Raw genomic sequence first — 26,261 nt, forward strand, 5'->3', positions numbered from 1 at the left:
AGTCTTGAATGTCACGTGTTTGGAAGATCGTGCTGCTGGTCGTGGCGGTACTGGTGCTGGCCGTGGTCGGCCTGCGCGTACTCGGTGGCGGCAAGGACAAGGCAGCCGGGCAGGAAGCAGGCGCTCGCGAGGGCGGTGAAGATCCCGATGCCGGCCCGGTGCCGGTAACCGTGGTCGATGCCGTTCGCCAGGACGTGCCGGTGTATGCCAGCGCACTGGGCACGGTGACCGCGATGAACACCGTGACCGTCAGCCCCCAGGTGGGCGGCCAGCTGATGAGCCTCAATTTCCGCGAAGGCCAGGAAGTGAAGAAGGGCGACGTGCTGGCGGTGATCGACCCGCGCACCGCCCAGGCCAGCTATGACCAGGCCGTCGCGTCCAAGCGCCAGAACGAAGCCCTGCTGGCCACCGCGCGCTCGAACTACCAGCGCTCGAACGCGCCGGAGTACCGCCAGTTCGTGGCCAAGACCGATCTGGATACACAACGAAACCAGGTGGCACAGTACGAAAGCGCAGTGGCGGCCAATGAAGCCAGCATGCGTTCGGCGCAGGTGCAGCTGCAGTACACCAGGGTCACCGCGCCGATCACCGGTATCGCCGGCATCCGCGCGGTCGACGCCGGCAACGTGGTCAACGCCGGTACCGCACTGGTCACCCTGACCCAGATCCATCCGATCCACGTGCTGTTCAACCTGCCCGAACGCCAGCTCGGCGACGTGCGCCAGGCGCAGGCCGCCGGCAGCGTACCGGTGGCAGCGCTGGACCGCGCCGATTCGCACGTGCTCAGCGGCGACGGCAAGCTGGACGTGGTCGACAACCTGATCAGCGCCGACAGCGGCACCTTCAAGGCACGCGCGGTGTTCGACAACACCGACAACGGCCTGTGGCCGGGCCAGTTCGTCAATGTGCGCATGCAGCTGCGTACCATCGGCGGCGGCGTGGTGATCCCGACCCAGGCAGTACTTCGTGGCCCGGACGGCGAGTACGTCTACGTCGTGCAGGGCGACAACACGGTGAAGATGCAGACCGTGCGCAGTGGCGTGGAAGTGGGCGACAGCCAGGTGCAGATCGCCGAAGGCCTGAAGGGCGGCGAGCGCGTGGTCAGCGAAGGCCAGTTCCGCCTGAAGCCGGGCAGCAAGGTGACCGCGCTGAAGCCGGGTGAGACCCCGGCCGCACCGACCGAGGCCGAACTGAAGGCCGCCGAACAGAAGAGTGGCGGCGGCCGCCGCGGTGGTGGCCCGCGCTGAGCGCAGGCCCCTGTTCTTCCCCGCGCCGGCGATCCCGCCGGCGCTGCCATTGAAGTGCCAGCAAGGATCAGTCCGTGGGCTTTTCGACGATCTTCATCCGCCGCCCGATTGCCACCTCGCTGTTGATGGCGGGCTTGTTGCTGCTGGGCATCCTCGGTTACCGCAAGCTGCCGGTGTCGGCGCTGCCGGAAATCGACGCGCCCAGCCTGGTGGTGACCACGCAGTACCCCGGTGCCAACGCCACCACCATGGCCTCGCTGGTGACCACGCCGCTGGAGCGCCAGTTCGGGCAGATCTCCGGGCTGGAACTGATGACCTCCGATTCCTCGGCGGGGTTGTCCACGATCATCCTGCAGTTCTCGATGGACCGCGACATCGATATCGCCGCACAGGACGTGCAGGCGGCGATCCGCCAGGCCACCCTGCCCTCGTCGCTGCCGTACCAGCCGGTCTACAACCGGGTGAATCCGGCCGACGCGGCCATCGTCACCCTCAAGCTGACCTCCGATACGCGACCGCTGCGCGACGTCAACAACTACGCTGACTCGATCCTCGCCCAGCGCCTGTCGCAGGTGCAGGGCGTGGGCCTGGTGTCGATCGCCGGCAACGTGCGTCCGGCCGTGCGCATCCAGGTCAATCCGGCGCAGCTGTCCAACATGGGCCTGACCCTGGAAGAGCTGCGCAGCGCGCTCACCCAGGCCAACGTCAATGCGCCGAAGGGCTCGCTGAACGGCAAGACCCAGTCCTACAGCATCGGCACCAACGACCAGCTGGCCAGCGCCGCCGAATACCGCGACACCATCATCAGCTACAAGAACGGCCGCCCGGTGCGGCTGTCCGACGTGGCCGAAGTGATCGATGGCGTGGAGAACGACCAGCTCGCCGCATGGGCCGACGGCAAGCCGGCCGTGCTGCTGGAAGTACGCCGGCAGCCGGGCGCCAACATCGTGCAGACCGTCGAGCGCATCCGCGCGCTGCTGCCGCAGCTGCAGGGCGTGCTGCCGGCCGACGTGCACCTGGAGGTGTTCTCCGACCGTACCGAAACCATCCGCGCCTCGGTGCATGAAGTGCAGTTCACCCTGATCCTGACCATCGGCCTGGTGGTAGCGGTGATCTTCGTATTCCTGCGCCGGTTCTGGGCCACGATCATTCCCTCGGTGGCGGTGCCGTTGTCGCTGGCCGGAACTTTCGCAGTGATGGCCTTTACCGGCATGTCGCTGGACAACCTCTCGCTGATGGCGCTGGTGGTGGCCACCGGCTTCGTGGTCGACGATGCGATCGTGATGATCGAGAACATCGTGCGCTACATCGAACAAGGCAAGAGCGGCAAGGAGGCGGCCGAGATCGGTGCGCGCCAGATCGGCTTCACCGTGCTGTCGCTGACGGTTTCACTGGTGGCGGTGTTCCTGCCGCTGCTGCTGATGCCCGGCGTCACCGGCCGCCTGTTCCACGAGTTCGCCTGGGTGCTGAGCATCGCGGTGGTGCTGTCGATGCTGATCTCGCTGACGCTCACCCCGATGATGTGCGCCTACCTGCTCAAGCCCGATGCGCTGCCCGAGGGCGAAGACGCGCACGAACGTGCGGCCGCGGCCGGCAAGCAGAACCTGTGGACGCGCACCGTCGGCCTGTATGAGCGCAGCCTGGACTGGGTGCTGGAACACCAGCCGCTCACCCTGGCCGTGGCCGGGGCCGCGCTGGTACTGACCGTGCTGCTGTATGTGCTGATTCCCAAGGGCCTGCTGCCCGAACAGGACACCGGCCTGATCACCGCCGTGGTCCAGGCCGACCAGAACATCGCCTTCCCGCAGATGGAGCAACGCACCCAGCAGGTGGCCGAAGCGCTGCGCAGGGATCCGGACGTGACCGGCGTATCGGCCTTCATCGGTGCCGGCAGCATGAACCCCACGCTCAACCAGGGCCAGCTGTCGATCGTGCTGAAAGAGCGCGGCGAACGTGATGGGCTGGAAGACATCCTGCCGCGCCTGCAGAAATCCGTCGCCGGTATTCCCGGCGTGGCGCTGTACCTGAAGCCGGTACAGGACGTGACCCTGGACACCCGCGTGGCCGCCACCGAGTACCAGTACTCGCTGTCGGACGTGGACAGCGCGGAAGTCGCGCTGCAGGCCAACCGCCTGACCCAGGCGCTGCGCCAGCGCCCGGAACTGGCCGACGTCGACAACAACCTGTCCAACCAGGGCCGCGCACTGGAACTGAACATCGACCGCGACAAGGCCAGCGTGCTGGGCGTGCCGATGCAGACCATCGACGACACCCTCTACGATGCGTTCGGCCAGCGCCAGATCTCGACCATCTTCACCGAGCTCAACCAGTACCGCGTGGTGCTGGAAGTGGCGCCGCAGTTCCGTACCAGCACTGCGCTGATGGAACAGCTGGCGGTCGCCTCCAACGGTGCCGGCGCACTCACCGGCACCAACGCGACCAGCTTCGGCCAGGTCACTTCGTCCAACTCGTCGACCGCCACCGGTATCGGTGCACAGAACACCGGCATCACCGTCGGTGCGGGCGGCATCATCCCGTTGTCGGCGCTGGCCGAGGCGAAGGTTTCCAGCGCGCCGCTGCTGGTCAGCCACCAGCAGCAGCTTCCTGCGGTGACGGTTTCCTTCAACGTCGCGGCGGGCTATTCGCTGTCCGATGCGGTCAAGGCCATCGAAGAGACCAAGGCCAGCCTGGACATGCCGGCGCACGTGCATGCGCAGTTCATCGGCAAGGCCGCTGAATTCACCGGCAGCCAGACCGACGTGGTGTGGCTGCTGCTGGCCTCGCTGGTGGTGATCTACATCGTGCTGGGCGTGCTGTACGAGAGCTACATCCACCCGATCACGATCATCTCGACCCTGCCGCCGGCCGGCGTCGGTGCGCTGCTGGCATTGATGGTCTGTGGCCTGAGCCTGTCGGTGGACGGCATCGTCGGCATCGTGCTGCTGATCGGCATCGTCAAGAAGAACGGCATCATGATGGTCGACTTCGCCATCGAGGCGCGGCGCACCGGCGCCAACGCGCGCGAAGCCATCCGCCGCGCCTGCCTGCTGCGCTTCCGCCCGATCATGATGACCACCGCTGCAGCCATGCTTGGCGCGTTGCCGCTGGCGCTGGGCACCGGCATCGGCTCGGAACTGCGTCGGCCGCTGGGCATCGCCATCGTCGGCGGCCTGCTGCTGTCGCAGCTGGTAACCCTGTACACCACGCCGGTGATCTACCTGTACATGGAACGCTTCTCGGAATGGCTCGCCCGTCGCCGTGAACAGCGTGCGCTGCGCGATGGCACGGTGCAGGAGCCGCAGGCATGACCCTGGCCCCGCACCTTCGGGGGACTGCACGATGAACCTGTCCGGCCCCTTCATCCGCCGCCCGATCGGCACCGCCCTGCTGGCCATCGGCTTGTTCATGGTCGGCGTGATCTGTTACCTGCGGCTCGGCGTGTCGGCACTGCCGAACATCGAGATCCCGGTGATCTTCGTGCACGCCAGCCAGTCCGGTGCGGATGCGGCGACCATGGCCTCAACGGTGACCGCGCCGCTGGAGCGTCATCTCGGCCAGCTGCCTGGCATCGACCGCATGCGTTCGTCGAGCTCGGAAGGCAGCTCGCTGGTCTTCATGATCTTCCAGAGCGACCGCGACATCGATTCGGCCGCGCTGGACGTACAGACCGCGATCAATTCGGCGCAGGCCGACCTGCCCTCGGGCATGGGCTCGCCGATGTACCAGAAGGCGAACCCGAACGACGACCCGGTGATCGCCATCGCGCTGACCTCGCAGACGCAGTCCGCCGATGAGCTGTACAACGTCGCCGATTCGCTGCTGGCCCAGCGCATCCGCCAGATCGGCGGCGTCGCCTCGGTGGATATCGCCGGTGCCTCGACGCCGGCGGTGCGTGTGGACGTCAACCTGCGCCTGATGAACGCGCTGGGACTGACCGCCGACGACCTGCGCAATGCCGTGCGCGCGGCCAACGTGACCTCGCCCACCGGCTTCCTCAGCGATGGCAACACCACCACGGCGATCATCGCCAACGATTCGGTCGCACGCGCCGCCGACTTCGCCGATCTGGTGGTCAAGACCCAGGGCGATGGCCGGGTGATCCGCCTGAAGGACATCGCCAACGTCTACGACGGCCAGCAGGACGCCTACCAGGCCGCGTGGTTCGACCACAAACCGGCCGTGGTGATGTATGTGTTCACCCGTGCCGGCGCCAACATCGTCGAGACCGTGGACCGGGTGAAAGCGCAGATTCCCGCGTTGCGCGACTACCTGCAGCCGGGCACCACGATGACGCCCTACTTCGACCGCACCCCGACCATCCGGTCGTCGCTGCATGAAGTGCAGATCACCCTGCTGATCAGCCTGGCGATGGTGGTGCTGACCATGGCGCTGTTCCTGCGCCGGTTGGCACCGACGCTGATCGCGGCGGTCACCGTGCCGCTGTCGCTGGCCGGTGCAGCGCTGGTGATGTACGTGATGGGCTTCACCCTGAACAACCTGAGCCTGCTGGCGCTGGTGATTGCGATCGGCTTCGTGGTCGACGATGCGATCGTGGTGATCGAGAACATCATGCGCCACCTCGACGAGGGCATGCCGCGGATGCAGGCGGCCTTCGCCGGTGCGCGCGAAATCGGCTTCACCATCGTCTCGATCACCGCTTCGCTGGTGGCGGTGTTCATCCCGCTGCTGTTCGCCAGCGGCATGATGGGCGCGTTCTTCCGCGAATTCACCGTGACCCTGGTGGCGGCGATCGTGGTGTCGATGATCGTTTCGCTGACGCTGACCCCGGCGCTGTGCAGCCGCTTCCTCAGCGCGCACGACCACACGGCGGCACCGTCGCGCTTCGGCCGCTGGCTCGATGCCGGTCACGAAAGGATGCTGCGCATCTACACCGTGTTCCTTGATTTTTCGCTGCGTCATGCGCTGCTGCTTTCATTGACACCGTTGATCCTGATCGGCGTCACCATCTTCCTGTTCGGTGCGGTGAAGAAGGGCGCGTTCCCGCCGCAGGACACCGGCCTGATCTGGGGCCGCGCCAATTCCAGTGCGACGGTGTCCTTCGAGGACATGGTCAGCCGCCAGCGCCGCATCACCGACATGCTGATGGCCGACCCGGCAGTGAAGACCGTGGGCGTACGCCTGGGTAGCGGCCGCCAGGGCTCCAGCGCACAGTTCAACGTCGAACTGAAGTCGCGCAAGGAAGGGCGCCGCGAAACCACCGCACACGCACTGGCACGGCTGAGTGCGAAGGCCGACCGCTACCCGGACCTGCAGCTGCGCCTGCGCGCGATCCAGGACCTGCCCAGCAACGATGGCGGTGGCAACAGCCAGGGCGCGCAGTACCGCGTCTCGCTGCAGGGCAACGACCTGGCCGCACTGCAGGAGTGGCTGCCCAAGCTGCAGGCGGCATTGAAGAAGAACCCGAAGCTGCGTGATGTCGGCACCGACGTCGACAACGCCGGCCTGCGCCAGAACATCGAGATCGACCGGGCCAAGGCCGCGCGCCTGGGCATCTCGGTCGGCGCCATCGACGGTGCGTTGTACGGCGCCTTCGGCCAGCGCCAGATCTCCACCATCTACTCGGACATCAACCAGTACAGCGTGGTGGTCAATGCGCTGCCGTCGCAGACCGCCACGCCTTCGGCGCTGGACGAAGTGCATGTGCGCGCACGCAACGGCGAAATGGTGCCGATCACGGCGGTGGCCCGCCAGGCGCCGGGCCTGGCGCCCTCGCAGATCACCCATGAAAACCAGTACACGACGATGGACCTGAGCTACAACCTCGCCCCCGGCGTCAGCATGGGCGAGGCCAAGGCCATCATCGACAGCACCGTGGCCGGCATGCGCATGCCCGGCGACATCCGCCTGGCCGACGATGCGGGCTTCGGCTTCAATTCCGACCCCAGCGACATGCTGATCCTGGTGCTGGCAGCCATCCTCACCGTCTATCTGGTGCTGGGCATCCTGTACGAAAGCCTGATCCACCCGGTGACGATCCTGTCCACCCTGCCGGCCGCTGGCGTCGGTGCGTTGCTGGCGCTGTTCGGCACCAACACCGAACTGTCGGTGATTTCGATGATCGCGCTGGTGCTGCTGATCGGCATCGTCAAGAAGAACGCGATCATGATGATCGACTTCGCCCTGGTGGCGCAGCGCGAACATGGGCTGACTCCGCGCGAGGCCGCACGTGAAGCCAGCATCGTGCGTTTCCGGCCGATCATGATGACCACGATGGTGGCAATTCTGGCGGCGGTGCCGCTGGCGATCGGCCTGGGCGAAGGTTCGGAGCTGCGTCGCCCGCTGGGCATCGCGATGATCGGCGGCCTGCTGTTCTCGCAGAGCCTGACCCTGCTCAGCACGCCGGCGCTGTACGTGATCTTCTCGTGCCTGGCCGAGCGCTGGAAGGCGCGGCGCGCGCGCAGGCGTGAAGCGAAGCTGTTGAGGCGCGCACAGCGGGCGTAGCAAGGCCCATCCACGCATGGCGTGGATCTACTGCAACACCCGCCCTGGTGGGTGCGGACCGTTGGTCCGCACGCCGATGGCATTTGACGCGCTGTAACGAAAAGAGAACAATTCTCATCCAGCCATGGTCCTGCGCCCCCTTGCGGCGCCCCGCTGCCGTCCCCGGCATGCCTGCGTGATCCCAGCCACCGACCTTTCCCCCCTGCATGGGCGGATGGCCCGTGGCCGCCCGCCGAGGATCTCCATCGATGTTGCCGATTCGCTCCCCCCGCCTGGCCGTACTGGCCATCGCGCTGTCCGCCGCCTGCACTGCACACGCCGAAGCCCCGGCCGAATCCCGCAGCGCCACCGATCTGGACGCGGTCAAGGTCATCGCCGAGCGTACCCATACCGAGGCTGGCGCCCTGGGCGATCGCGCGCTGCGTGATACACCGTTCGCGATCACCGCCATCGGCCGTGAGCAGATCGAACAGCGCCAGGTCGTGTCGCTGGGCGAAGCCTTCCTGCTCGACCCCTCGGTCACCACCCAGGTCAGCGCCTATGCCAGTGGCTGGAGCTCGCCGATCCGCAACCGTGGCATCGACCTGAATTTCGACAGCTACCGGGTCAACGGTCTGCAGGTCTCGTCCTGGGGCACCGAATGGCCGCTGGAAGTGATGGAACAGGTCGACCTGCTGAAGGGTCCGGGAGGTTTCCTGTACGGCTTCGGCGCGCCGGGCGGCATCGTCAACTACATCACCAAGAAACCGACCGACGTACCGACCTTCTCCGCCCAGCTCGGCTGGCGCGAGCAGGGCATCGTCAGCGGCGGCATCGACGTCGGCGGCCGCTTCGGCAACGAGCAGATGTTCGGCTACCGCTTCAACGCATACCAGGAAAAGGGCGAAACCTTCAACGGTGGCCATGTCGATCGCAAGGTCGGCGCACTGTCGCTGGATGCGCGCCTGAGCGATGCGCTCACCTGGACCTTCGACGGCGTGTTCCAGTCGCGCGACCTGCGCGAGGAATCACCGCAGTACTACTTCCGTGGCCTGACCTCACTGCCGCGGCCGATCGCCGGCGATGTCGACAACAGCGTGCCCGGCACCTACTACGACACCCGCTCCAGCCTGCTGTCCACCGCGCTGAACTGGCAGATCAACAGCGACTGGAAGGCCAGCCTGAGCTATGGCGTCACCACTTCGTGGAATGACGTCAACAAGATCTTCGCCTACATCGACGATACCAACGGCGACTACGCCGTCAACGTCTATGAGCTCGGCGGCAAGAGCGAGTGGAAGCTGGCGCAGGCACTGGTGCAGGGCCGCTTCGGCACCGGCCCACTGCAGCACCAGCTGGTGGCCGGTGTCAGCCACCAGACCGGGCTGGGCTGGGACCGTCCCTACGAGTTCAGCCTGATCGGCCGCGCCAACCTCTACCAGCGCCATGGCATCCGTCACGACGCGGTGGGTTCACGGGTGATGACCCGCGGTGACGAGACCGTGCAGCAGGCGGTGTTCGTCAGCGATACCGTCGATCTCGGCCATGGCTGGTCGGTGCTGGCCGGTTGGCGCTACAACGACTTCGAGACCAAGGGCGCCTACCACACCTATCCAGTCACCCCGACCTACGCGGTCATGTTCAAGCCCAGCGAGGCCGTCACCCTGTATGCCAGCTACATCGAGTCGCTGGAAGCAGGCAGCCGCGTAGGCAACAGCTACATCAATGCCGGCGATGTGCTCGACCCCACCATCAGCAAGCAGTACGAGATCGGCGCCAAGGTGGAAGCGAATCGCTGGAACGCGAACGTCGCTGCGTTCCGCCTGGAGCGTGGCGCCAACATCGATCAGCTGACCGATGCAGGCAAGCGCCTGGTGCAGGATGGCATCACCCTGTACGAAGGCGTCGAAGCCAGCGCCGACCTGCACCTGACCGATGCGCTGACCGTGGGCGGTGGCGTGACCTGGCTGGACCCGACCTACGACAAGCTGTCACCGGGCAGCGCGGCGCAGGAAGGCAACCGTACCGTCGGTGCTGCGCGCTGGAGCGGCGTGCTGCACGCCACCTACCAGCTGCCGTGGGTGGAAGGGCTGGAGACCTATGCCGCCGTGCGCTACTACGGCGATGTCTGGTACGACGCCGACAACGCCCTGAAGCTGCCCGACTACACCCTCGTCAACGCCGGCGTCGGTTACCGCCTGCTGGCCTCCGGCCATCCGGTGACCCTGCGTGCCAGCGTGGAGAACCTGGCCAACCGCAGGTACTGGTCCAATGCCGGCGTCGGCCTGCCGCGCACCTTCGCGCTGAGCGTTCGGTTCGACATGTAACGGGTCTCGGTAGCGCCGGGCCATGCCCGGCGGCTGCATGCCACGCCGCGCTGCGTGCTCGCCGCGCATGGCGCGGCGCTACCGGATTTCACGCGTGGCCCGTAATAATGGTGGCCGATCCTTTCGCCGAGCCTGCATGTCCGCACGCGAATCCCGCCTCAGCCGCCTGTGGGCCCACGAGAAGGCCAGCTATGGCCTGCGGGTGTTCATTGCCCTGACAGCGGCCCTGGCCGTGTGCTGGCACCTGGATGCGCTGACCGCGCTGCCCGGCGTGTTCCTCGGCATCATCGCCAGTGCGATTGCCGAGACCGATGACAACTGGTGGGGCCGGACCAAGGCCGTGCTGCTGTCGCTGTTGTGCTTCTGCCTGGCAGCGGCCTCGGTGATCTGGCTGTTCCCCTGGCCGTGGATATTCATCGCCGCCCTGGCGCTGTCCACGTTCGGCCTGACACTGCTCGGTGCACTGGGCGAGCGCTACGCGTCCATCGCCCAGGCGACCGTCACGCTGGCCATCTACACCATGATCGGCCTGGAACAGCATGGTGCCCATGACCTGCACAGTGCGCTGGATGCGGTCAGCCACCTGCTGGCAGGTGCAGTCTGGTACGGGCTGCTGTCGATCCTGTGGACCACGTTGTTCGCCAACCGGCCGGTGCGCGAGCGCGTGGCCCGCCTGTACGTGGAACTGGGCCGTTACCTGCAGCTCAAGGCCGCGCTGTTCGAACCCGTGCGCGAGGCGGACCTGCAGCGCCGCCAGCTCGACCTGGCCGAGCAGAACCGCCGCGTGGTCGGCGCGCTGAACGAGGCGAAGACAGCGATCCTGGCGCGCTTTGGCCGCTCCGGACGGCCCGGCGTCAACTCCGGCCTGTACCTGCGCCTGTACTACATGGCACAGGATTTCCATGAGCGCGCCAGCTCCTCGCATTACCCGTACGGCGCGCTGGTCGACGCGTTCTTCCACAGCGACGTGCTGTACCGCTGCCAGCGCCTGCTCGACCTGCAGGGCCAGGCCTGCGCACGGCTGGGCGAAGCGATCCGGCTGCGTCGTCCGTTCGTCTACGGCGAGAGCAACCAGCAGGCCGGGCGCGATCTGGCCGATGCCCTGGCCTACCTGCGCGACCAGCAACGGCCGCAGTGGCAGCGCCTGCTCGGCTCGCTGGACCTGCTGGTGCACAACCTGCGCAGCATCGAGCGCCGCCTGCTCGATGCCGAACGTTCCGAAGCCAGCCTGGACAACGTCGACACCCGCCTGCGCGACAGCAACCCGCACACCTTGCGCGAAATGGGCGTGCGCGTGCGCCAGCAGCTCACCCCCGGCTCGGTATTGTTCCGCCATGGCCTGCGCATGGCGCTGGCACTGATCGCCGGTTTCGTTGCCATCCATCTGTTCAATGCACAGAACGGCTCGTGGGTCCTGCTGACCATCGTGTTCGTATGCCGGCCCAGTTTCGGCGCCACCCGCCAGCGCCTGGCCCAGCGCATCGTCGGTACGCTTGCCGGCCTGGTGCTGACCTGGGCGCTGCTGCAGCTGTTCCCAACGCTGGAGATCCAGCTGCTGATCGCTCTCCTGTCGGCGCTGCTGTTCTTCTTCACCCGTTCCGACCGCTATCTGGTCGCCTCGGCCGCCATCACGGTGATGGCGCTGACCTGCTTCAACCTGATCGGCGATGGCTTCGTGCTGATCGTGCCGCGCATGGTCGATACGATCCTGGGGTGCGCGATCGCCGCAGCGGCCGCGTTCCTGATCCTGCCGGACTGGCAGGGTCGACAGCTGCACCGCGTGCTGGCGCGGGTGCTGGATACCGCCGCCCGTTATCTGGAATCGGTGCTGGGCCAGTACCGCAGCGGCATGCGCGACGACCTGGCCTACCGCATCGCCCGCCGCGACATGCACAACGCCGATGCCGCACTGTCCACCGCATTGTCGAACATGCTGCGCGAACCGGGCCACGTGCGCCGCAACCTCGATTCGGGTTTCCACTTCCTGGCGTTGTCCAACACCCTGCTCGGGCATCTGTCGGCGCTGGGTGCGCACCGCGACCAGGTCGACAGCTACGCGGGCGATCCACTCGCGCTGGCCGCTGGTGAGCGGGTGCGCAAAGCGCTGCAGCAGCTGGCGTCGGCATTGACGGCGCAGCAACCTGTGTCGGAGGAAGACAACGACGCCGATCGTGCGGTGGCCGCGGAACTGGAGCAGCTCGATGAGACGATGCCGCCGAAACTGCAGTTGATCCGCACGCAGATGGCGCTGGTGCTGCGGATGCTGCCGAAGGTGAGGGCAGCGGCCAATGGCGCGGTGCGCGGCCTGGCTTGAGCGGACGGCATCCACGCATGGCGTGGATCTACTGGAGCGGCATCCACGCGTGGCGTGATCTGCTGGAGCGGCATTCGGGCGTGATCCTGTCGGCCGTGCAACATCGTGTTGCGTCCACGGGGGCATTCCGATCACGCCCCGGCGCCGATACTGCCGTGTCGCCCACGCAGGATCTCCCCCATGAAGATCGAACTCAACGACCGCACCGCACTGGTCACCGCCTCCACCGTCGGCATCGGTCTGGCCATCGCACAGGGGCTTGCCGCCGCGGGTGCGCGGGTCATCCTCAACGGCCGCAGTGCCGACAGCGTGGAACGCGCGCGCCAGCGCCTGCTGGCTGCCATTCCCGACTCCAACGTGCTGGGCGTGGCCGCCGACCTGTCCGACGCCCGCGGGGTCGACGCGCTGCTGGCCGGCCTGCCGGGCAACGTCGACATCCTGGTCAACAATGCCGGCATCTTCGGCCCGCAGGACTTCTTCGAGACCGACGATGCCACCTGGGAGCAATACTGGCAGACCAATGTCATGTCCGGCGTGCGCCTGTCGCGCGCCCTGCTTCCGGCGATGGTCGACGCCGGTTGGGGCCGCGTGCTGTTCATCTCCTCCGAATCGGCACGCAACATTCCTGCCGACATGATCCATTACGGCGTCAGCAAGACCGCGCAGCTGTCGCTGTCGCGCGGCCTGGCCAAACGCGTAGCCGGCAGCGGCGTCACCGTCAATGCGGTACTGCCCGGCCCGACGTTGTCCGACGGCTTCGCAACAATGTTCGAAGAAGAGCGTGCACGCACCGGCAAGCCGCTGGAGCAGATCGGCCGTGAGTTCGTGATGGCCCATCGTCCTGCATTGGTGATCCAGCGCGCGGCCACGGTCGAGGAAGTGGCCAACATGGTGGTCTACCTCGCCTCGCCGCAGGCGTCGGCCACCTCCGGCGCAGCGCTGCGGGTCGATGGTGGCGTGGTCGACGATATCGTCTGAGTTCTCAGGTGTGCGGACCAACGGTCCGCACCCACCGTCCGCACCCACACATGGGGTCTGAGTAGATCCACGCCATGCGTGGATGCATGCCGCCACGGTCCCGACAGATGGGCAGGAATGCTAGGCTGCGCCGGTCCAAGGAGGTTCCATGTCCGGTCACAACCAGTTCGCCCTGCTGCGCCAGCGCCGTTTCCTGCCGTTCTTCATCGTGCAGGGCTTGGGTGCCTTCAACGACAACGTGTACCGGCAGGCGATCATCGGCCTGCTGTTCTACCTGGGCGTAGCCGAGAGCGAGCGCACGCTCTACACCAACCTGGCGCCGGCGCTGTTCATCCTGCCCTACTTCCTGTTCTCCGCCCTGGCCGGGCAGATCGCGGAAAAGCTGGAGAAGTCGCGGCTGATCGTGATCACCACCACCATGGAGATCGTGATCATGACGCTGGCTGCGGTGGGCTTTCTTACCGAGAGCCTGCCGGTGCTGCTGGTGGCACTGTTCTGCACGGGCCTGCAGTCCACCCTGTTCGGCCCGGTGAAGTACTCGGTGCTGCCCTCGGTGCTGCGCCCGGAAGAACTGACCGGTGGCAATGGCCTGGTCGAGATGGGCACGTCGATGTCGATCCTGACCGGCATGATCGTCGGCGGCCTGGTGTTCACCCTGGCCGGCACCCATGGCCCGATCGTGGCCGCCACGGCGGTCATCGCGCTGGCGATCTGCGGCAACCTTGCCGCGCGGATGATTCCCAAGGTCGATGCCGGCGCCCCGGACCTGAAGATCAACTGGAACCCGATTCCCGAATCGCTGGCCGTGCTACGCATGGCCAGGAAACAGAAGGCGGTACGCAACGCCATCCTCGGCGTGTCCTGGTTCTGGTTCGTCGGCACCATCCTCACTGCGCAGCTGCCGTCCTATGCGGTCACCAACCTCGGTGGCGAACCCACCCTGTACATCTTCGCCCTGGCGCTGTTTTCGGTAGGCACCGGCGTCGGTTCGCTGCTGTGCGAAAAGCTGTCGGCGCGTACGGTGGAGATCGGCCTGGTGCCGCTGGGTGCGTTCGGCATGACCGCCTTCCTGCTGGACCTGTACTTCGCGCGCGCCGGTGAGGCCACCGCGCAGGGCCTGTCGGTCACCCAGTTCGTGCACCAGGCCGGCAGCATCCGCATCATCATCGACCTGCTCGGCATCGGCCTGTTCACCGGCTTCTTCGTGGTGCCGCTGTTTGCGTTGATCCAGAGCCGCACGCCGAAATCGGAGATGTCGCGCGTATTCGCTGCGCTGAACATCCAGAACTCCGGCTTCATCGTCGCTGCGGCCGTACTCGGCCTGCTCACCCAGCGCCTGCTCGGCTGGACCATCCCGCAGTTGTTCCTGGCACTGGCCATCGCCAATGCCGTGGTGGCGATCTACATCTTCACCATCGTCCCCGAATTCCTGATGCGCTTCCTCAGCTGGGTGATGGTGCGCACGCTGTACCGGCTGCGCCCGCACGGCATCGAAGCGAACGTGCCCGATGAGGGCGCCGCGCTGCTGGTCTGCAACCACGTCAGCTACATGGACGCGCTGATCCTGTCGGCGACGATCCCGCGCCCGGTGCGCTTCGTCATGTACTACAAGATCTTCAACATCCCGGTCATGCGCTGGATCTTCCGCACCGCCAAGGCGATTCCGATCGCTGGTGCGCGCGAAGACCCCGCCCTGATGCAGCGCGCGTTCGATGAGGTCGATGCCGCACTCGCCGAGGGCGAGCTGGTATGCATCTTCCCGGAAGGCGCACTGACCCGCGACGGCACGATGGCAGCGTTCAAATCCGGCGTGGAGAAGATCCTTGAACGCCGTCCGGTACCGGTGGTGCCGATGGCCCTGCGCGGCATGTGGTCGAGCATGTGGAGCCGCCGCGATACCCGTCTGGGCCGCATGCGCGTGCCGCGCCGGTTCCGGGCGACAGTCGAGGTGGTCGCCGCCCCGGCGGTGGATGGCCATTCAACCGATGCCGCCGCCCTGGAAGCGCAGGTCCGCACCCTGCGCGGCGACCTCGCCTGACGCAATCGCCCCCATCCGGGGGCGATGACGGTACGCTGCATACGCCACCGTCCAAGGGCGATGCGAGGCCTGACGGGGCTGAAAACGCATACATGCGTCGTTGGTTGCGGTAGATTACGCACCCACAGGGGGGAGGTTCGGCCCGTTTACACGGCCGACCACCAAGGAATGGAGTCTTGCTTTGAATCAACCGCCACCGCTCAGCCGTCCGGTCTACATCCCCAACCATCTGGTCTGGGCGATCCTGACGACGCTGTTCTGCTGCCTGCCGTTGGGCGTGGTGTCGATCGTGTATGCCGCCCAGGTCGATGGTCGCAATGCGGCCGGTGACCTGCCGGGGGCCTATAGCGCGTCGCGCAAGGCGGGCTGGTGGGCGGTGGCTTCGGCCGCGGCCCTGCCGGTCCTGTTGCTGTTGTGGTTCGGGCTGTTCGGCGGCTTGGCCGCGCTGGGCGCTCTATCCGACCTTTGATTCACCACCATCACCCATCGAGGAGCTTGAACCATGAACACCACCACTGCGCAGGTCCCCAACAATCTGGTCTGGGCCATCCTGTCCACCCTGTTCTGCTGCCTGCCGGCCGGCATCGTGTCGATCGTCTACGCCGCCCAGGTCAACGGCAAGCTGGCTGCCGGCGACGTCGCCGGTGCCCGTGATTCGGCCGACAAGGCCAAGAAGTGGGCCATCTGGTCGGCCATCGCTGCCGTTGTGGTTGGCGTCCTGTACTTCATCATCATCATGGCCGTTGGCGGCCTGGGCGCCCTGAGCGGCGGCAACGGCAGCTACTGATGCCCGCGACGGGGTCCGGCCATTCGCCGGATCCCGCCCCCGCATGTCCGCACTTCCTGCTCGTTCCCGACTCACCCGCTGGGCTCCGTTGCTGGCCGCGTCCGGCCTGGCTGCGGGTGCCGCCGTGGTCCTGCGCCACGTCAATCCGTATGTCTCCGGCAATCCGCTGCCGGGCTGTCCGCTGTACGCACTGACCGGCTTCTACTGCCCCGGCTGCGGCAGCACGCGCTGCCTGTATTCGCTGGTCCACTTCGACCTGCCCGGCGCGATGGCGATGAACCCGTTGCTGGTCATCAGCCTGCCCTTCCTGTTCCTGATGCTGCTCAACACAGCCGGCGTGCGCCCGCGCGTGCTTGATCCACTGATGCGGGTACTGGCCAGCCCCACGTTCTGGCTGTGGCTGCTGCCCGGCTATGCCGTGCTGCGCAACCTGCCGTGGGCACCGTTCACCGCGCTGGCCCCGGTGTAGGTTTCCCGCCAACGGCGCAGCCCCTCGTGGTGGAAGGCAGAAGCTGGGGTTGGCCGGGCGGGTGGGTTGCGCAGGGGGCGCCGTAAACCCATCCATGGGGGCTCGGGCGCGCCATCCATGGCGCTTACGCCCCTGCGCAACCCACCCGCCCGGCCACGGACAATTTCCGTGCGCGTCCACCACGGAAGATAAAGAGAAGATCAAAAGCGGAAGCGGGTCGCTGCGCTCGGCATCCACGCATGGCGTGGATCTACTGTCCGTCACCGGAACCTGTCGAGGGTGGGACGTGTGGGGCTGCAGCCCCACACCGCCCCGCCAAACCCACAGAAATCCAGAGCCGCTGTTGCTGTTGCTGTTGCTGTTGCTGTTGCAGTTGCTTCCAGCGGGTGCAGGGCAGCAAGCCCTGCAGAAAGAACACCTAGGTCACCCAGCCCGCGATCACCAGCAGGGCCAGCACCGCCAGCCACAGCAGCAGCATCCGCCACACCAGGCTCATCGCATCCCGCAGGTCCGGCAACCGCTGCCACACCGGCAGCAGGCCGGCTTCGGTGTAATCGTGCGCATCTTCGCGCAACTCGGCGTTGACGCTGGCACGCGCCACCGCGCCCAGGAAACCAATGCCGCCGGCCAAGCGCTCACCATGCGCCTGGCGCCATGCTTTCCAGGCCGTGTCGAAGTTGCCGACCAGGGCCATCGAGAACGCCATCAACTGTGCCACCGGCCACTCGATCCAGCCCAGCAGCCGCTGTGCCAGCGCCAGCGGCTCCACCGGCACGCGCGCGCGCATCGGGCTTTCCGCCATCAGTGCCAGCAGGCGATAACCGAGAGCCCCCACCGGGCCCAGCAGCAGGAACCAGAACAGCACCGCGAACCAGCGCCGCAGGGCGTTGAGCACGGTCGCCTCGACCAGTGAAGGAACATCCTCGCGCAGGCTGCCACCGGCCGACTGCAGGTTGCGTACCGCCGCCTGCCGGGTCGGCGCATCGTCGGCATCGATGATCGCTTCGATGTCGCGGTCCAGATCGCGCGGGCCCCAGCACCAGGCCAGCACGGCCACGCCCAGCAGCAGCGCCGGAAGGCCGAACAGCACCCCGCGCAGCAGCCAGGCGACCAGCGCCATCAGCAACAGTGGCGGTACGATCGCCAACGCCACGCCGGCGGCCCCCTGCCAGGCCCGACCACCGCGCGCGTCCAGCCAGCCCAGCCAGCGCCGGAAGCCGTCGAAACGGCGCAGCGACGCGGCAGCGGCCGGGGCGACATGGCCAAGGGCCAGTGCCACCAACACGGCGACCAGGGTGGTGAACATGGCAGGTCTCCCTACGAGCGAGCGTTCGGCGTCGCTACCTTACCTGTCGCAGCGTCGCCGTCAGCGGTGAACCGTACTGTAACCGGCTGCGTGTTCAGGTGGCGGCAATGCTGGCACCGCCGGATGCCGGTTGCTGGCGGTACCAATGCTCGATCAGGCCCCGCGAAATGGAAATCGGCGGTGACAGACGGACGCCTTCTCCATCGTCCTCGACGTCACGCGCGAGGGCCGCGCCAACTTCCTCGGCGCTGAACCAGCGCGCGTCTTCCAGTTCGCCATCCACGGTCGGCACGTCGTCGTGTGCCTGCGCGCGGAATCCGACCATCAATGCGCCGGGGAACGGCCAGGGCTGCGAGCCCAGGTACTGGCAGGCGGTCACCCGCACCTTGCTCTCTTCGTGCACTTCGCGCGCTACGGTCTGCTCGAAGGTCTCGCCCGGCTCGACAAAGCCGGCCAGCACCGAATAGCGGCGCGGCGCCCAGTTGGACTGGCGACCCAGCAACAGCCGGCCTTGGTTTTCCACCGCGACGATCACGGCCGGGTCGACGCGCGGATAGTGTTCGGTCGCGCACTGCGGGCAGCGGCCGACGAAGCCCCCCCGGGCGAACGTCACGGCGCTGCCACAGACACCGCAGAAGCGGGTACGCGATTGCCAGTAGGACATGCCACGGGCGTAGCTGAAGGCGGTCGCATCGGCCACGGTCCACAGCAGCGCGGCCTGGCGCAGATCGAGCCGGCGTGGCGCAGTGACGGTCACGCTGGCCGCTTCCACCGAGAACCACGCCTGCTCGCCACGCAGGCCGAGGAAGATCGCGACACCCGGCCCGCCACCGACATCGGCGCCGGTCAACGCCAGCGGCTGGTCGTCGTCACCGGTGAAGGCGGTGCCGTCCTGGTCCAGGACAAGAATGCGCGCATCGGGCCACAGGCGCGCCAGAGCATCGGCATCTTCGCGCATGGCATCGGCGCGCTCCAACGGTTCACCCACGAAGGCAAAACCGGAAAGCGGCGAAGGAGAATTGAGCATCCAGCTAGCCTGCCGCCAATCACGGCAAGTGGCAAGCCGCAGACTGTGCAGAAACCCGCCTGTGGTTGCAGTAACGGTCATCCACGCATGGCGTGGATCCAGCGAAGGCAGCGCGCGGGGTGCATGCCCCACGCCCTGCGATTACATGCTGAAACTGCTGCCGCAGCCGCAGGTGGTCTTGGCGTTCGGATTGCGGATCACGAACTGCGCACCGGTCAGGCTCTCGGTGTAATCCACTTCGGCACCCATCAGGTACTGCAGGCTGAGCGGATCGACCAGCAGGGTGACCCCGCTGGTCTGCACCGCCAGGTCATCGCCGGCACGGTTCTCGTCGAACTCGAACCCGTACTGGAAGCCCGAACAGCCGCCACCCTCGATGTACACACGCAACGACAGGTCGGGGTTGCCCTCGTCCTGGATCAGTTCCTTGACCTTGGCCGCAGCGGCCTCGGTGAAGTTCAGCGGCCGATCCAACGACTGGTAGTCGGGCGCGGCGGCCGGCGTGGCGCCGGGGAGGGAGACGAGCGTGTTCATGGGCTCAGCATGGGGGCGCCGGCGCTGGCTTTCAAGCCATCGCCTCGGCCAGCTTGCGGCGGGCGGCGGTGTCGCCCTTGCCGTCAGCGGACGCTTCGCCTTCCGGCGCCGGCAGGGCCTGCATCGGGGCGCTGGCATGGATCAGCCGGCCGTTCAGCTGGGCGCCCGCATTCATTTCCACCACCTGGTAGTGAACGTTGCCGTTGACCCGCGCACTCGGGGTCAGCTCGACCTTCTCGGTGGCATGGACATCGCCGTCCAGGCGGCCACTGATGACCACCACCTGGGCGCGGATCTCGCCTTCGATCACGCCATGCTCGGCGAGGGTCAGGGTCGCCGCGCTGGCGCCCTCCTGGGCAATCACCTTGCCGTGGATGCGACCTTCCACGTACAGGCCACCACTGAATTCCACATCGCCACGGATCACCACCTGGTTGCCGATCAGGGCATCCACCACCAGTTGGCCATCACGGCTGGATTTGCTGCTTCCGAACATCTGCCTACTCCCCTTTGCTGGCCGGTGCACCGGCCTGTTTCCAGTCGAATACCTGCGTGGTGCCCCCCGCACCACTCCCCAATGTCACCTTCACCCGTTGCGGGGTGAAGTCAGCCGGCAGCATCACGCTGCCGTTGAGCTGCTGGAAGTACCGGAACGAGTAATCCTGTCCCGGCACCTTGCTGCGCTGGTGCAGCTCGTCCCAGCTGATGGTGGCCAGCTTGCCGTTCTTCACGCCTTCCACCGTGAAACGCATCTGCCCTTGGCTGATCGCCCCGCGGTTGAGGTTCTGGGTCAGCACCACGCTGTACTGCCAGGTGCCGGCCGATTCCGGGCTGAATTCAATCGAATGGGTGTTCAGGCCCTTGCGCTGGCTGGTCGAGCCCACCAGGCGTTCGTAGAAGGCGACGTCAGCGCGCAGGCCGGCGATCTCTTCATCGCGCTCGGCCAGCGAAGACTGCACTTCGTTGTTGGCGGCGCGGCTGATGCGGTCCGACGCTTCCAGCGTGGCCTGCTTCTGGCGCAGTTCGGTCAGCTGCGTCTGCAGCGTATCGGCGCGCTTCTCGGCAGCCTGCACGCGCTGGCCCTGTTCACCGCGCGGCGTGCCCAGCCAGCAGCCACCCAGCACCGCAAGCACCAGGCTCAGCAGCCAGATGCCGGCGATCACCAGCAGGCGACGGCGGTCGGCGGGTGGTTGCGCGGCACCGGGAAGGCGGACCTGCACGCGCATGGGAGGGCGGTTGTTCATGGGTAGTCTCCGTGGCATCGCAGTGGCGACGCCAGTACGGCCCCTGGGGCAAACGACGGGCTAGTGTATGACAGGAACGGCGGGTTTCCCCGGTGCCGGCCGGCACCGGGCGGTGGCATTCAGCCACTCCATGGTCGATAGTGTGGCACCCCGCACAGTTCCGCCGCCGGAGCACGCCATGACCGAAGCCCACCTGTTCGTGATCGGCATCCTGCTGGCCTGGCTGGCCGGCATCCGCGTCTACCTCACCGTATTCGGCGTCGGCATCGCCGGCCTGCTCGGCTGGGTCGACCTGCCACCGGCGCTGCAGGCCACCGAGTCGTGGTGGGTGCTCGGCACGTCGGCGGCGCTGGCCATTGCCGAATTCTTCGCCGACAAGATTCCCGGCGTGGATTCAGCCTGGGACCTGGTGCAGACCCTGGCGCGCGTGCCCGCCGGCGCCTTCCTCGCGGCAGCGACACTGTCGCCCGATGGCGACCTGGGCACCGGCGCACTGGTCGCCGGCGCGGGCGTTGCACTGGCCAGCCATGGCCTGAAGGCCGGCACCCGCGCCCTGCTCAACACCTCACCGGAACCGGCCAGCAACTGGGTCGCCTCTGCGGCCGAAGATACCGTGGTGATCGGCGGATTGGCGCTCGCGCTGGCGCATCCATGGATCGCGCTGGTGGTGGTGCTGGCCTGCAGCCTGGCCGGCGCATTGCTGGTCTGGCTGGTCTGGCGCACCCTGTGGAAAAGCGTGCGCTGGTTGGCACGTGGCGGCAGCGACGACGGACAACGGCAACCGCGTACCGGTTGATCGGCAGGCTTGTCGCATAATGGCCGCGAACACCAGGAGCATCGATGGCCGCAAACGAATCCGCCGCGGGCCCCCGCCCGGGACGCGCTGAAACCCCTCCGGCCGATCATTGGCAACGTTGGGCCGCCCCCTTGGCCGCGGCAACGCCTGCCGAAGCAGTACCGGCGGTGTCAGAGGCACCCGCCCTGTCGGTGCCCGGCGACGGCGCCCGACTGGCGGCTCCGCCCCCCCTGCCCTCGACCGCGGCACTGCCCGAGGCGGGCAACAGTGACATCCCGCCTGTCGATGCCGACTCGCCCTACCGCGTGCTGATCGTCGAAGACGACCGTGCCCAGGCCCTGTTCGCACAAAGCGTGCTGCATGGCGCCGGCATGCAGGCAATCGTGCTCGGCGATGCCGACGGCGTGCAGCAGGCCATCCGCGAGCAACGCCCGGACCTGATCCTGATGGATCTGCACCTGCCCGGACTGGATGGCATGCGGTTGACCGCGATGATCCGCCAGCAACCCGGCATGCAGCTGCTGCCGATCGTCTTCCTCAGCGGCGACCCGGATCCGGAGCGCCAGTTCGAAGTGCTCGACTGCGGTGCCGACGATTACCTGAGCAAGCCGATCCGGCCGCGCCACCTGATCGCCGCGGTGGCCAACCGTATCCGCCGCGCACGCGCGCAGGCAGCGACCCTGCCCGGTGCCAACGGCGCACCGGCCACCAGCAACCCGGAAACCGGGCTGCCGACGCGCCACCACGTGCTGCAGCAACTCAACGCGACGCTGGCCCAGCACGAACGCGGTGGCGTGTTCTTCGTCGAAATCTCCAGCGCGCTGGGCCTGCGCGAGCGCTATGGCTATGCGGCCTTCGAGCGGCTGATGGTGCAGGCCGGGCAACGCCTTGCCGAGGCTGGCCATCCGCACCTGCTGGCGCGCCTGAACGACAACAGCTTCCTGCTGCTGGCGCGCAACGCCGATGAGGACAGCCTGGAAGCGATCGCCGGCACCCTGCGTGAGCAGCTGTCCGCGCGCGCCTTCGTGATCCGCGACGACGAATCGGTACACCTGCGTGGCGTGGTTGGCTACGCGCCGCTGTCGCCGGGTTTCGACGATGCCAGCAGCGCCCTGGAAGCAGTCGAACGCACCACCCTGCAGGCACGCCTGCTCAGCGCCGGCGTGGCCGGCCACGTGCATCGCCAGGTCACGACCGAGCAGGAGCACCTGGCGTTGCTGGAAGGCCAGCTCGAGCTCGCTTACCAGCCGATCGTCGCCGTCGCCGGCGGCAGCAGCGCGCAGTACCAGTTGCTGCTGCGCCTGCGCCGGACCGATGGCAGCGTACTGACCGCCGGCCAGGTGATTCCGGCAGCCGAGGCGGCCGGCCGCATCGCCGACCTTGACCAGCAGGTGCTGGAGCATGCGATGGGTCTGCTCGACCTGTATCGCCACGCCACCCAGCCGCTGAACCTGTTCGTCTCGCAGTCGCTGCGTACCCTGCAGCGCGATGCCTTCGCCGACTGGCTGCTGGAGTCACTGCAGCAACGCCGCCTGCCCGGCAGCGCGCTGGTGATCGACGTGCGCCTGCCCGATGCACTGATCCACACCGTGCCGTTGCAGCAGTTCTGCCAGCGCATGGCCAGCGTCGGCGTGCGCTTCTGCCTGAGCCAGTTCGAACCGGGCAGCGAAGCCCTGGCCCTGCTCACCCAGCTGCCCCTGTCGTTCGTGCGCATGGCCGCACGCTTTTCCAGCAGCCACTCCAACCCCGATACGCGCGAAGAACTGCGCCGATCGATCGAGCAGGCGCATGCAGCCGGCCTGCAGATCATCGGCCAGCAGATCGAGGACCCGCAGGCAGCGGCCGCGATGTGGGTCGGCGGTGTCGATTACATCCAGGGCAACATGGTGCAGTCGGCCGGCAGCGACCTGAACTTCGACTTCCACAACGCGGTGCTCTGAGTGTCACCGACGGTCGCGCTGTTGGCGGTACTGGCGCTGGCCATCGTCGCTCTGCTGGTACTGGGCCTGCGATTGCGTTCGCGCAATCGCGCGCTGGCGGCACTGCAGCGCGAACGCATCACCCTGACCAGTGAACGCGACCAGCTGCGGCGCACCACCGAGCGCCAGGGCCAGCTGGAACATCAGCTGCTGCAGGCCAAGCAGGCTGCAGAAGCAGCCGTGCTGGCCAAGGGCGAGTTCCTGGCCACCATGAGCCATGAAATCCGCACGCCGCTCAACGGCATCCTGCCGATGCTGGAGCTGATTGCCCGCGGCCCGCTCGGCGAAGACCAGCGGCAGATGCTGGCCACCGCCTCGGCCAGCTCGCAGCAGCTGCTGCGCATCGTCGATGACATCCTCGATTACTCGCGCCTGGAAGCGCAGGCGCTGGAGCTGGAGATCACCAGCTTCAACCTGCGCGAACTGCTCGATGGCGTGGTGCAGCTGCTGCAGCGCGCCGCCGAAGCCAAGGGCCTGACGCTGAGCCTGCAACTGGATCCGGCCGTGCGCCTGCCGGTACGCGGCGACCCGGTGCGCCTGCGCCAGGTCCTGGGCAACCTGCTGGCCAATGCCATCAAGTTCACCGCACGCGGCCAGGTGCAGTTGCGCGTGCAGCGGCTGGGCGAAGGCCCCGCCCAGCACCAGCTGCGTTTCGAAGTGATCGACACCGGCATCGGCATCGATGAGGCCCTGCAGGCGCGGCTGTTCCAGTCCTTCAGCCAGGCCGACGCGTCCACCACCCGCATCTACGGTGGCACCGGCCTGGGCCTGGCCATCTGCAAGCGCATCACCGACCTGATGCATGGCGATATCGGCGTGCATTCCACCCCAGGCCAGGGCGCAACCTTCTGGTTTGAAATACCGCTGCTGAAGGTTCCCGGCGACCTGCCGGCGCTGGCCCGCTCGCCGGCAGCGCTGCTGCTGTACACCGCCGATGCACAGCTGCAGCCACGCGTCGAACGCATCGCCGCGCACCACGGCCTGCAGGTGCAGCCGCTGGCCAGCATTGATGAGGCAATGGAACGCCTGCGCGCAGCACCACGCCCGGGCCAGAGCACACCGGCATGGTTGCTGGTCGACGCGCGCCACCGCCGCAATGGCGAGGTGGCCCTGCAGCGCGCCTTGGCCGAGCGCGGTGCCGACGACGCACTGCAGGTGCTGTGGCTGCAGGATGATCCGGTTGCAGCACGGCCGCGCCAGCAGCAGCTGCACAGCACATTCAACGATGCCGACCTGCACGCGCTGCTGGCGCAGCCAACCGCTACCGCGCGCCCCGCAGCGCTGCTGGCCAACGCCGAAGACGCCAGGCCGGCCGCCGCGCTGCCACCGCTGGATCTGCATGTGCTGCTGGTTGAAGACAACACGGTCAACCGGATGGTGGCCGAGCACCTGCTGCGGGTCTTCCAGTGCCGGGTGCGCAATGCCGCCGACGGCGAGCAGGCCCTCGCACTGCTGCGCGAAGGTGGAATCGACGTGGTGCTGATGGATTGCCAGATGCCGGTGCTCGACGGCTACAGCGCGACACAGCGCTGGCGCAGGGAGGAAGCCGAAGCGGGGCGCACGCGGTTGCCGATCATCGCGATGACCGCCAACGCCATGGCTGGTGATCGCGAACGCTGCCTGCAGGCGGGCATGGACGACTACCTTTCCAAGCCGATCACGCGTGAAGCGCTGCATGCGCTGCTGCAGCGCTGGGGCCGGATTTCCGTGGATCGCGGACATGCACCGCTGCCGGAACCCGTGCAACCTGCCGCAACCCCGAGCGTGCCCGACGGCGAAAGCCTGGACGATGAACGAACGCGCGCGATCCCGATTCCACAGCCGGTGCTTGATCGCAGTGTGCTGGATGAACTGCAGGCGGTGATCGGCGATGCCGCCGCGCAGATCGTAACGGTGTTCCTGGAAGACGCACCGCAGCTGGTGCAGCAGCTGCAGCAGGCGGCGCAGGGCAACGACATCGAACGCCTTCAGGCGCTGTCGCACAGCCTGAAATCCTCCAGCGCCAACGTCGGCGCGCTGTCGCTGTCAGCGGTGGCGCGGCGGATCGAACTCGAAGCCCGCAGTGGCAGCCTGCAGCGCCCTGCCGTGGCAGTGGCGCTGCTGGTGGCGGAGTTCGCCCGCGCGCGCGTGGCGCTGACCGGCTACCTCGCCGGCCAGGCCCGTTGAATCACTCTTCGAGCTTGCTCAGCAGGTACTTCGGCTCACCGATGCGCTCGATCAGCTCCAGCTGGGTTTCCAGCCAATCGATGTGCTCTTCCTCGGAGTCGAGGATCTTCACGAACAGCTGGCGGCTGACGTAGTCGCCGACCGAATCGGCATAGGCCACGGCCTCGCGCAGGGTGACCACGCCATCGCGTTCCAGCGACAGATCGCACTGCAGGATCTCGGTCGGGTTCTCACCGATGCGCAGCTTGCCCAGCGCCTGGAAGTTCGGCAGGCCTTCAAGGAACAGGATGCGATCGGCAAGCATGTCGGCATGCTTCATTTCCTCGATCGATTCCTTGTACTCGTGTTCGGCCAGTTCCTTGATGCCCCAGTTCTTGAGCATCTTGGCGTGCAGGAAGTACTGGTTGATCGCGGTCAGCTCGTTGTAGAGGACCTTGTTGAGGAATTCGATGACCTTGGTGTCGCCCTTCATGGGGATGCTCCTGCACGCTGAAATCGCGGGCACTGTAGCGCCTTGCGCGCGCGCGTGAAGGAACGCGAATCGTGCGCATTGGCCACTGCGGCCAACAATGAAGACCAGGAGAGCGCGGCGTCAACGCGCCGCGAAA

The 26,261-nt window shown here is 67.1% G+C and carries 19 protein-coding genes; 13 read left to right on the plus strand and 6 right to left on the minus strand.

The genetic code is table 11. The features are described from left to right. Positions 1-8 precede the first annotated feature (8 nt). The 10 genes from AC07UW_RS09925 (at position 9) to AC07UW_RS09970 (ending at position 16,601) form a co-directional block, all read left to right on the plus strand. Positions 9-1,247 carry an efflux RND transporter periplasmic adaptor subunit gene (locus AC07UW_RS09925; protein ID WP_312107986.1) on the plus strand — a complete coding sequence of 413 codons (1,239 nt, stop codon included), beginning with the start codon at positions 9-11 and terminating at the stop codon, positions 1,245-1,247. A gap of 74 nt (positions 1,248-1,321) precedes the next feature. Beyond that, positions 1,322-4,555, plus strand: coding sequence for an efflux RND transporter permease subunit (locus AC07UW_RS09930; RefSeq protein ID WP_495211964.1), 3,234 nt, complete (start codon positions 1,322-1,324; stop codon positions 4,553-4,555). 31 nt (positions 4,556-4,586) lie between these two features. Then, entirely contained in the window at positions 4,587-7,709 is a 3,123-nt protein-coding gene (locus AC07UW_RS09935; RefSeq protein ID WP_223496896.1) for an efflux RND transporter permease subunit, read from the plus strand. A 248-nt stretch (positions 7,710-7,957) separates the two neighbouring features. Beyond that, the gene (locus tag AC07UW_RS09940; RefSeq protein ID WP_495211965.1) at positions 7,958-10,015 is read left to right on the plus strand and encodes a TonB-dependent siderophore receptor; all 2,058 of its coding nucleotides are present in this window, start codon (positions 7,958-7,960) and stop codon (positions 10,013-10,015) included. Positions 10,016-10,151: 136 nt separating this feature from the next. Next, positions 10,152-12,329, plus strand: coding sequence for a YccS family putative transporter (gene yccS, locus AC07UW_RS09945; RefSeq protein ID WP_223496900.1), 2,178 nt, complete (start codon positions 10,152-10,154; stop codon positions 12,327-12,329). Positions 12,330-12,509: 180 nt separating this feature from the next. Continuing rightward, positions 12,510-13,307: an SDR family NAD(P)-dependent oxidoreductase gene (locus AC07UW_RS09950; RefSeq protein ID WP_495211966.1), complete on the plus strand. Its 798-nt coding sequence runs from the start codon at positions 12,510-12,512 to the stop codon at positions 13,305-13,307. A gap of 148 nt (positions 13,308-13,455) precedes the next feature. Then, positions 13,456-15,345 carry an MFS transporter gene (locus tag AC07UW_RS09955; protein WP_105164770.1) on the plus strand — a complete coding sequence of 630 codons (1,890 nt, stop codon included), beginning with the start codon at positions 13,456-13,458 and terminating at the stop codon, positions 15,343-15,345. Between the two features lie 181 nt (positions 15,346-15,526). Next, positions 15,527-15,814, plus strand: a complete 288-nt coding sequence (locus AC07UW_RS09960; RefSeq protein ID WP_025874636.1) for a CD225/dispanin family protein — start codon at positions 15,527-15,529, stop codon at positions 15,812-15,814. 33 nt (positions 15,815-15,847) lie between these two features. Continuing rightward, entirely contained in the window at positions 15,848-16,132 is a 285-nt protein-coding gene (locus tag AC07UW_RS09965; protein WP_025874635.1) for a CD225/dispanin family protein, read from the plus strand. A 43-nt stretch (positions 16,133-16,175) separates the two neighbouring features. Further along, positions 16,176-16,601, plus strand: coding sequence for a DUF2752 domain-containing protein (locus AC07UW_RS09970; RefSeq protein ID WP_025874634.1), 426 nt, complete (start codon positions 16,176-16,178; stop codon positions 16,599-16,601). Positions 16,602-17,019: 418 nt separating this feature from the next. Here the strand turns inward: AC07UW_RS09970 and ampE are convergent, their stop codons facing one another. From ampE to AC07UW_RS09995, 5 genes are all read right to left on the minus strand, one after another. Beyond that, a complete protein-coding gene (gene ampE / locus AC07UW_RS09975; RefSeq protein ID WP_025874633.1) occupies positions 17,020-17,907 on the minus strand; it encodes a regulatory signaling modulator protein AmpE in 888 nt (295 codons plus the stop codon). A 94-nt stretch (positions 17,908-18,001) separates the two neighbouring features. Beyond that, the gene (nudC, locus tag AC07UW_RS09980; RefSeq protein WP_495211967.1) at positions 18,002-18,934 is read right to left on the minus strand and encodes an NAD(+) diphosphatase; all 933 of its coding nucleotides are present in this window, start codon (positions 18,932-18,934) and stop codon (positions 18,002-18,004) included. Positions 18,935-19,075: 141 nt separating this feature from the next. Then, positions 19,076-19,468, minus strand: coding sequence for an iron-sulfur cluster insertion protein ErpA (gene erpA / locus AC07UW_RS09985; RefSeq protein WP_025874631.1), 393 nt, complete (start codon positions 19,466-19,468; stop codon positions 19,076-19,078). Positions 19,469-19,499: 31 nt separating this feature from the next. Continuing rightward, on the minus strand, positions 19,500-19,964 hold the full coding sequence (locus tag AC07UW_RS09990) for a bactofilin family protein (protein ID WP_025874630.1): 465 nt from the start codon (positions 19,962-19,964) through the stop codon (positions 19,500-19,502). A 4-nt stretch (positions 19,965-19,968) separates the two neighbouring features. Further along, positions 19,969-20,712 (minus strand): DUF6776 family protein, encoded by a 744-nt coding sequence (locus tag AC07UW_RS09995; protein ID WP_495211968.1) that lies wholly within the window; start codon positions 20,710-20,712, stop codon positions 19,969-19,971. A 178-nt stretch (positions 20,713-20,890) separates the two neighbouring features. On the opposite strand from AC07UW_RS09995, the gene AC07UW_RS10000 reads away from it, so the two are divergent. The 3 genes from AC07UW_RS10000 to AC07UW_RS10010 are packed head-to-tail and all read left to right on the plus strand — an operon-like array spanning position 20,891 to position 25,653. Continuing rightward, positions 20,891-21,508: a DUF4126 domain-containing protein gene (locus AC07UW_RS10000; RefSeq protein ID WP_025874628.1), complete on the plus strand. Its 618-nt coding sequence runs from the start codon at positions 20,891-20,893 to the stop codon at positions 21,506-21,508. A gap of 44 nt (positions 21,509-21,552) precedes the next feature. Beyond that, complete coding sequence (locus AC07UW_RS10005; RefSeq protein ID WP_313249805.1) at positions 21,553-23,448, plus strand: EAL domain-containing protein; 1,896 nt, start codon at positions 21,553-21,555, stop codon at positions 23,446-23,448. Continuing rightward, positions 23,449-25,653 (plus strand): ATP-binding protein, encoded by a 2,205-nt coding sequence (locus tag AC07UW_RS10010; protein ID WP_495211969.1) that lies wholly within the window; start codon positions 23,449-23,451, stop codon positions 25,651-25,653. A 1-nt stretch (position 25,654) separates the two neighbouring features. On the opposite strand, the gene bfr is transcribed toward AC07UW_RS10010, so the two are convergent. After that, positions 25,655-26,125 carry a bacterioferritin gene (gene bfr, locus AC07UW_RS10015; RefSeq protein WP_025874625.1) on the minus strand — a complete coding sequence of 157 codons (471 nt, stop codon included), beginning with the start codon at positions 26,123-26,125 and terminating at the stop codon, positions 25,655-25,657. Positions 26,126-26,261 lie beyond the last annotated feature (136 nt).

The organism is Stenotrophomonas sp. GW821-FHT02D01, from assembly GCF_059421765.1.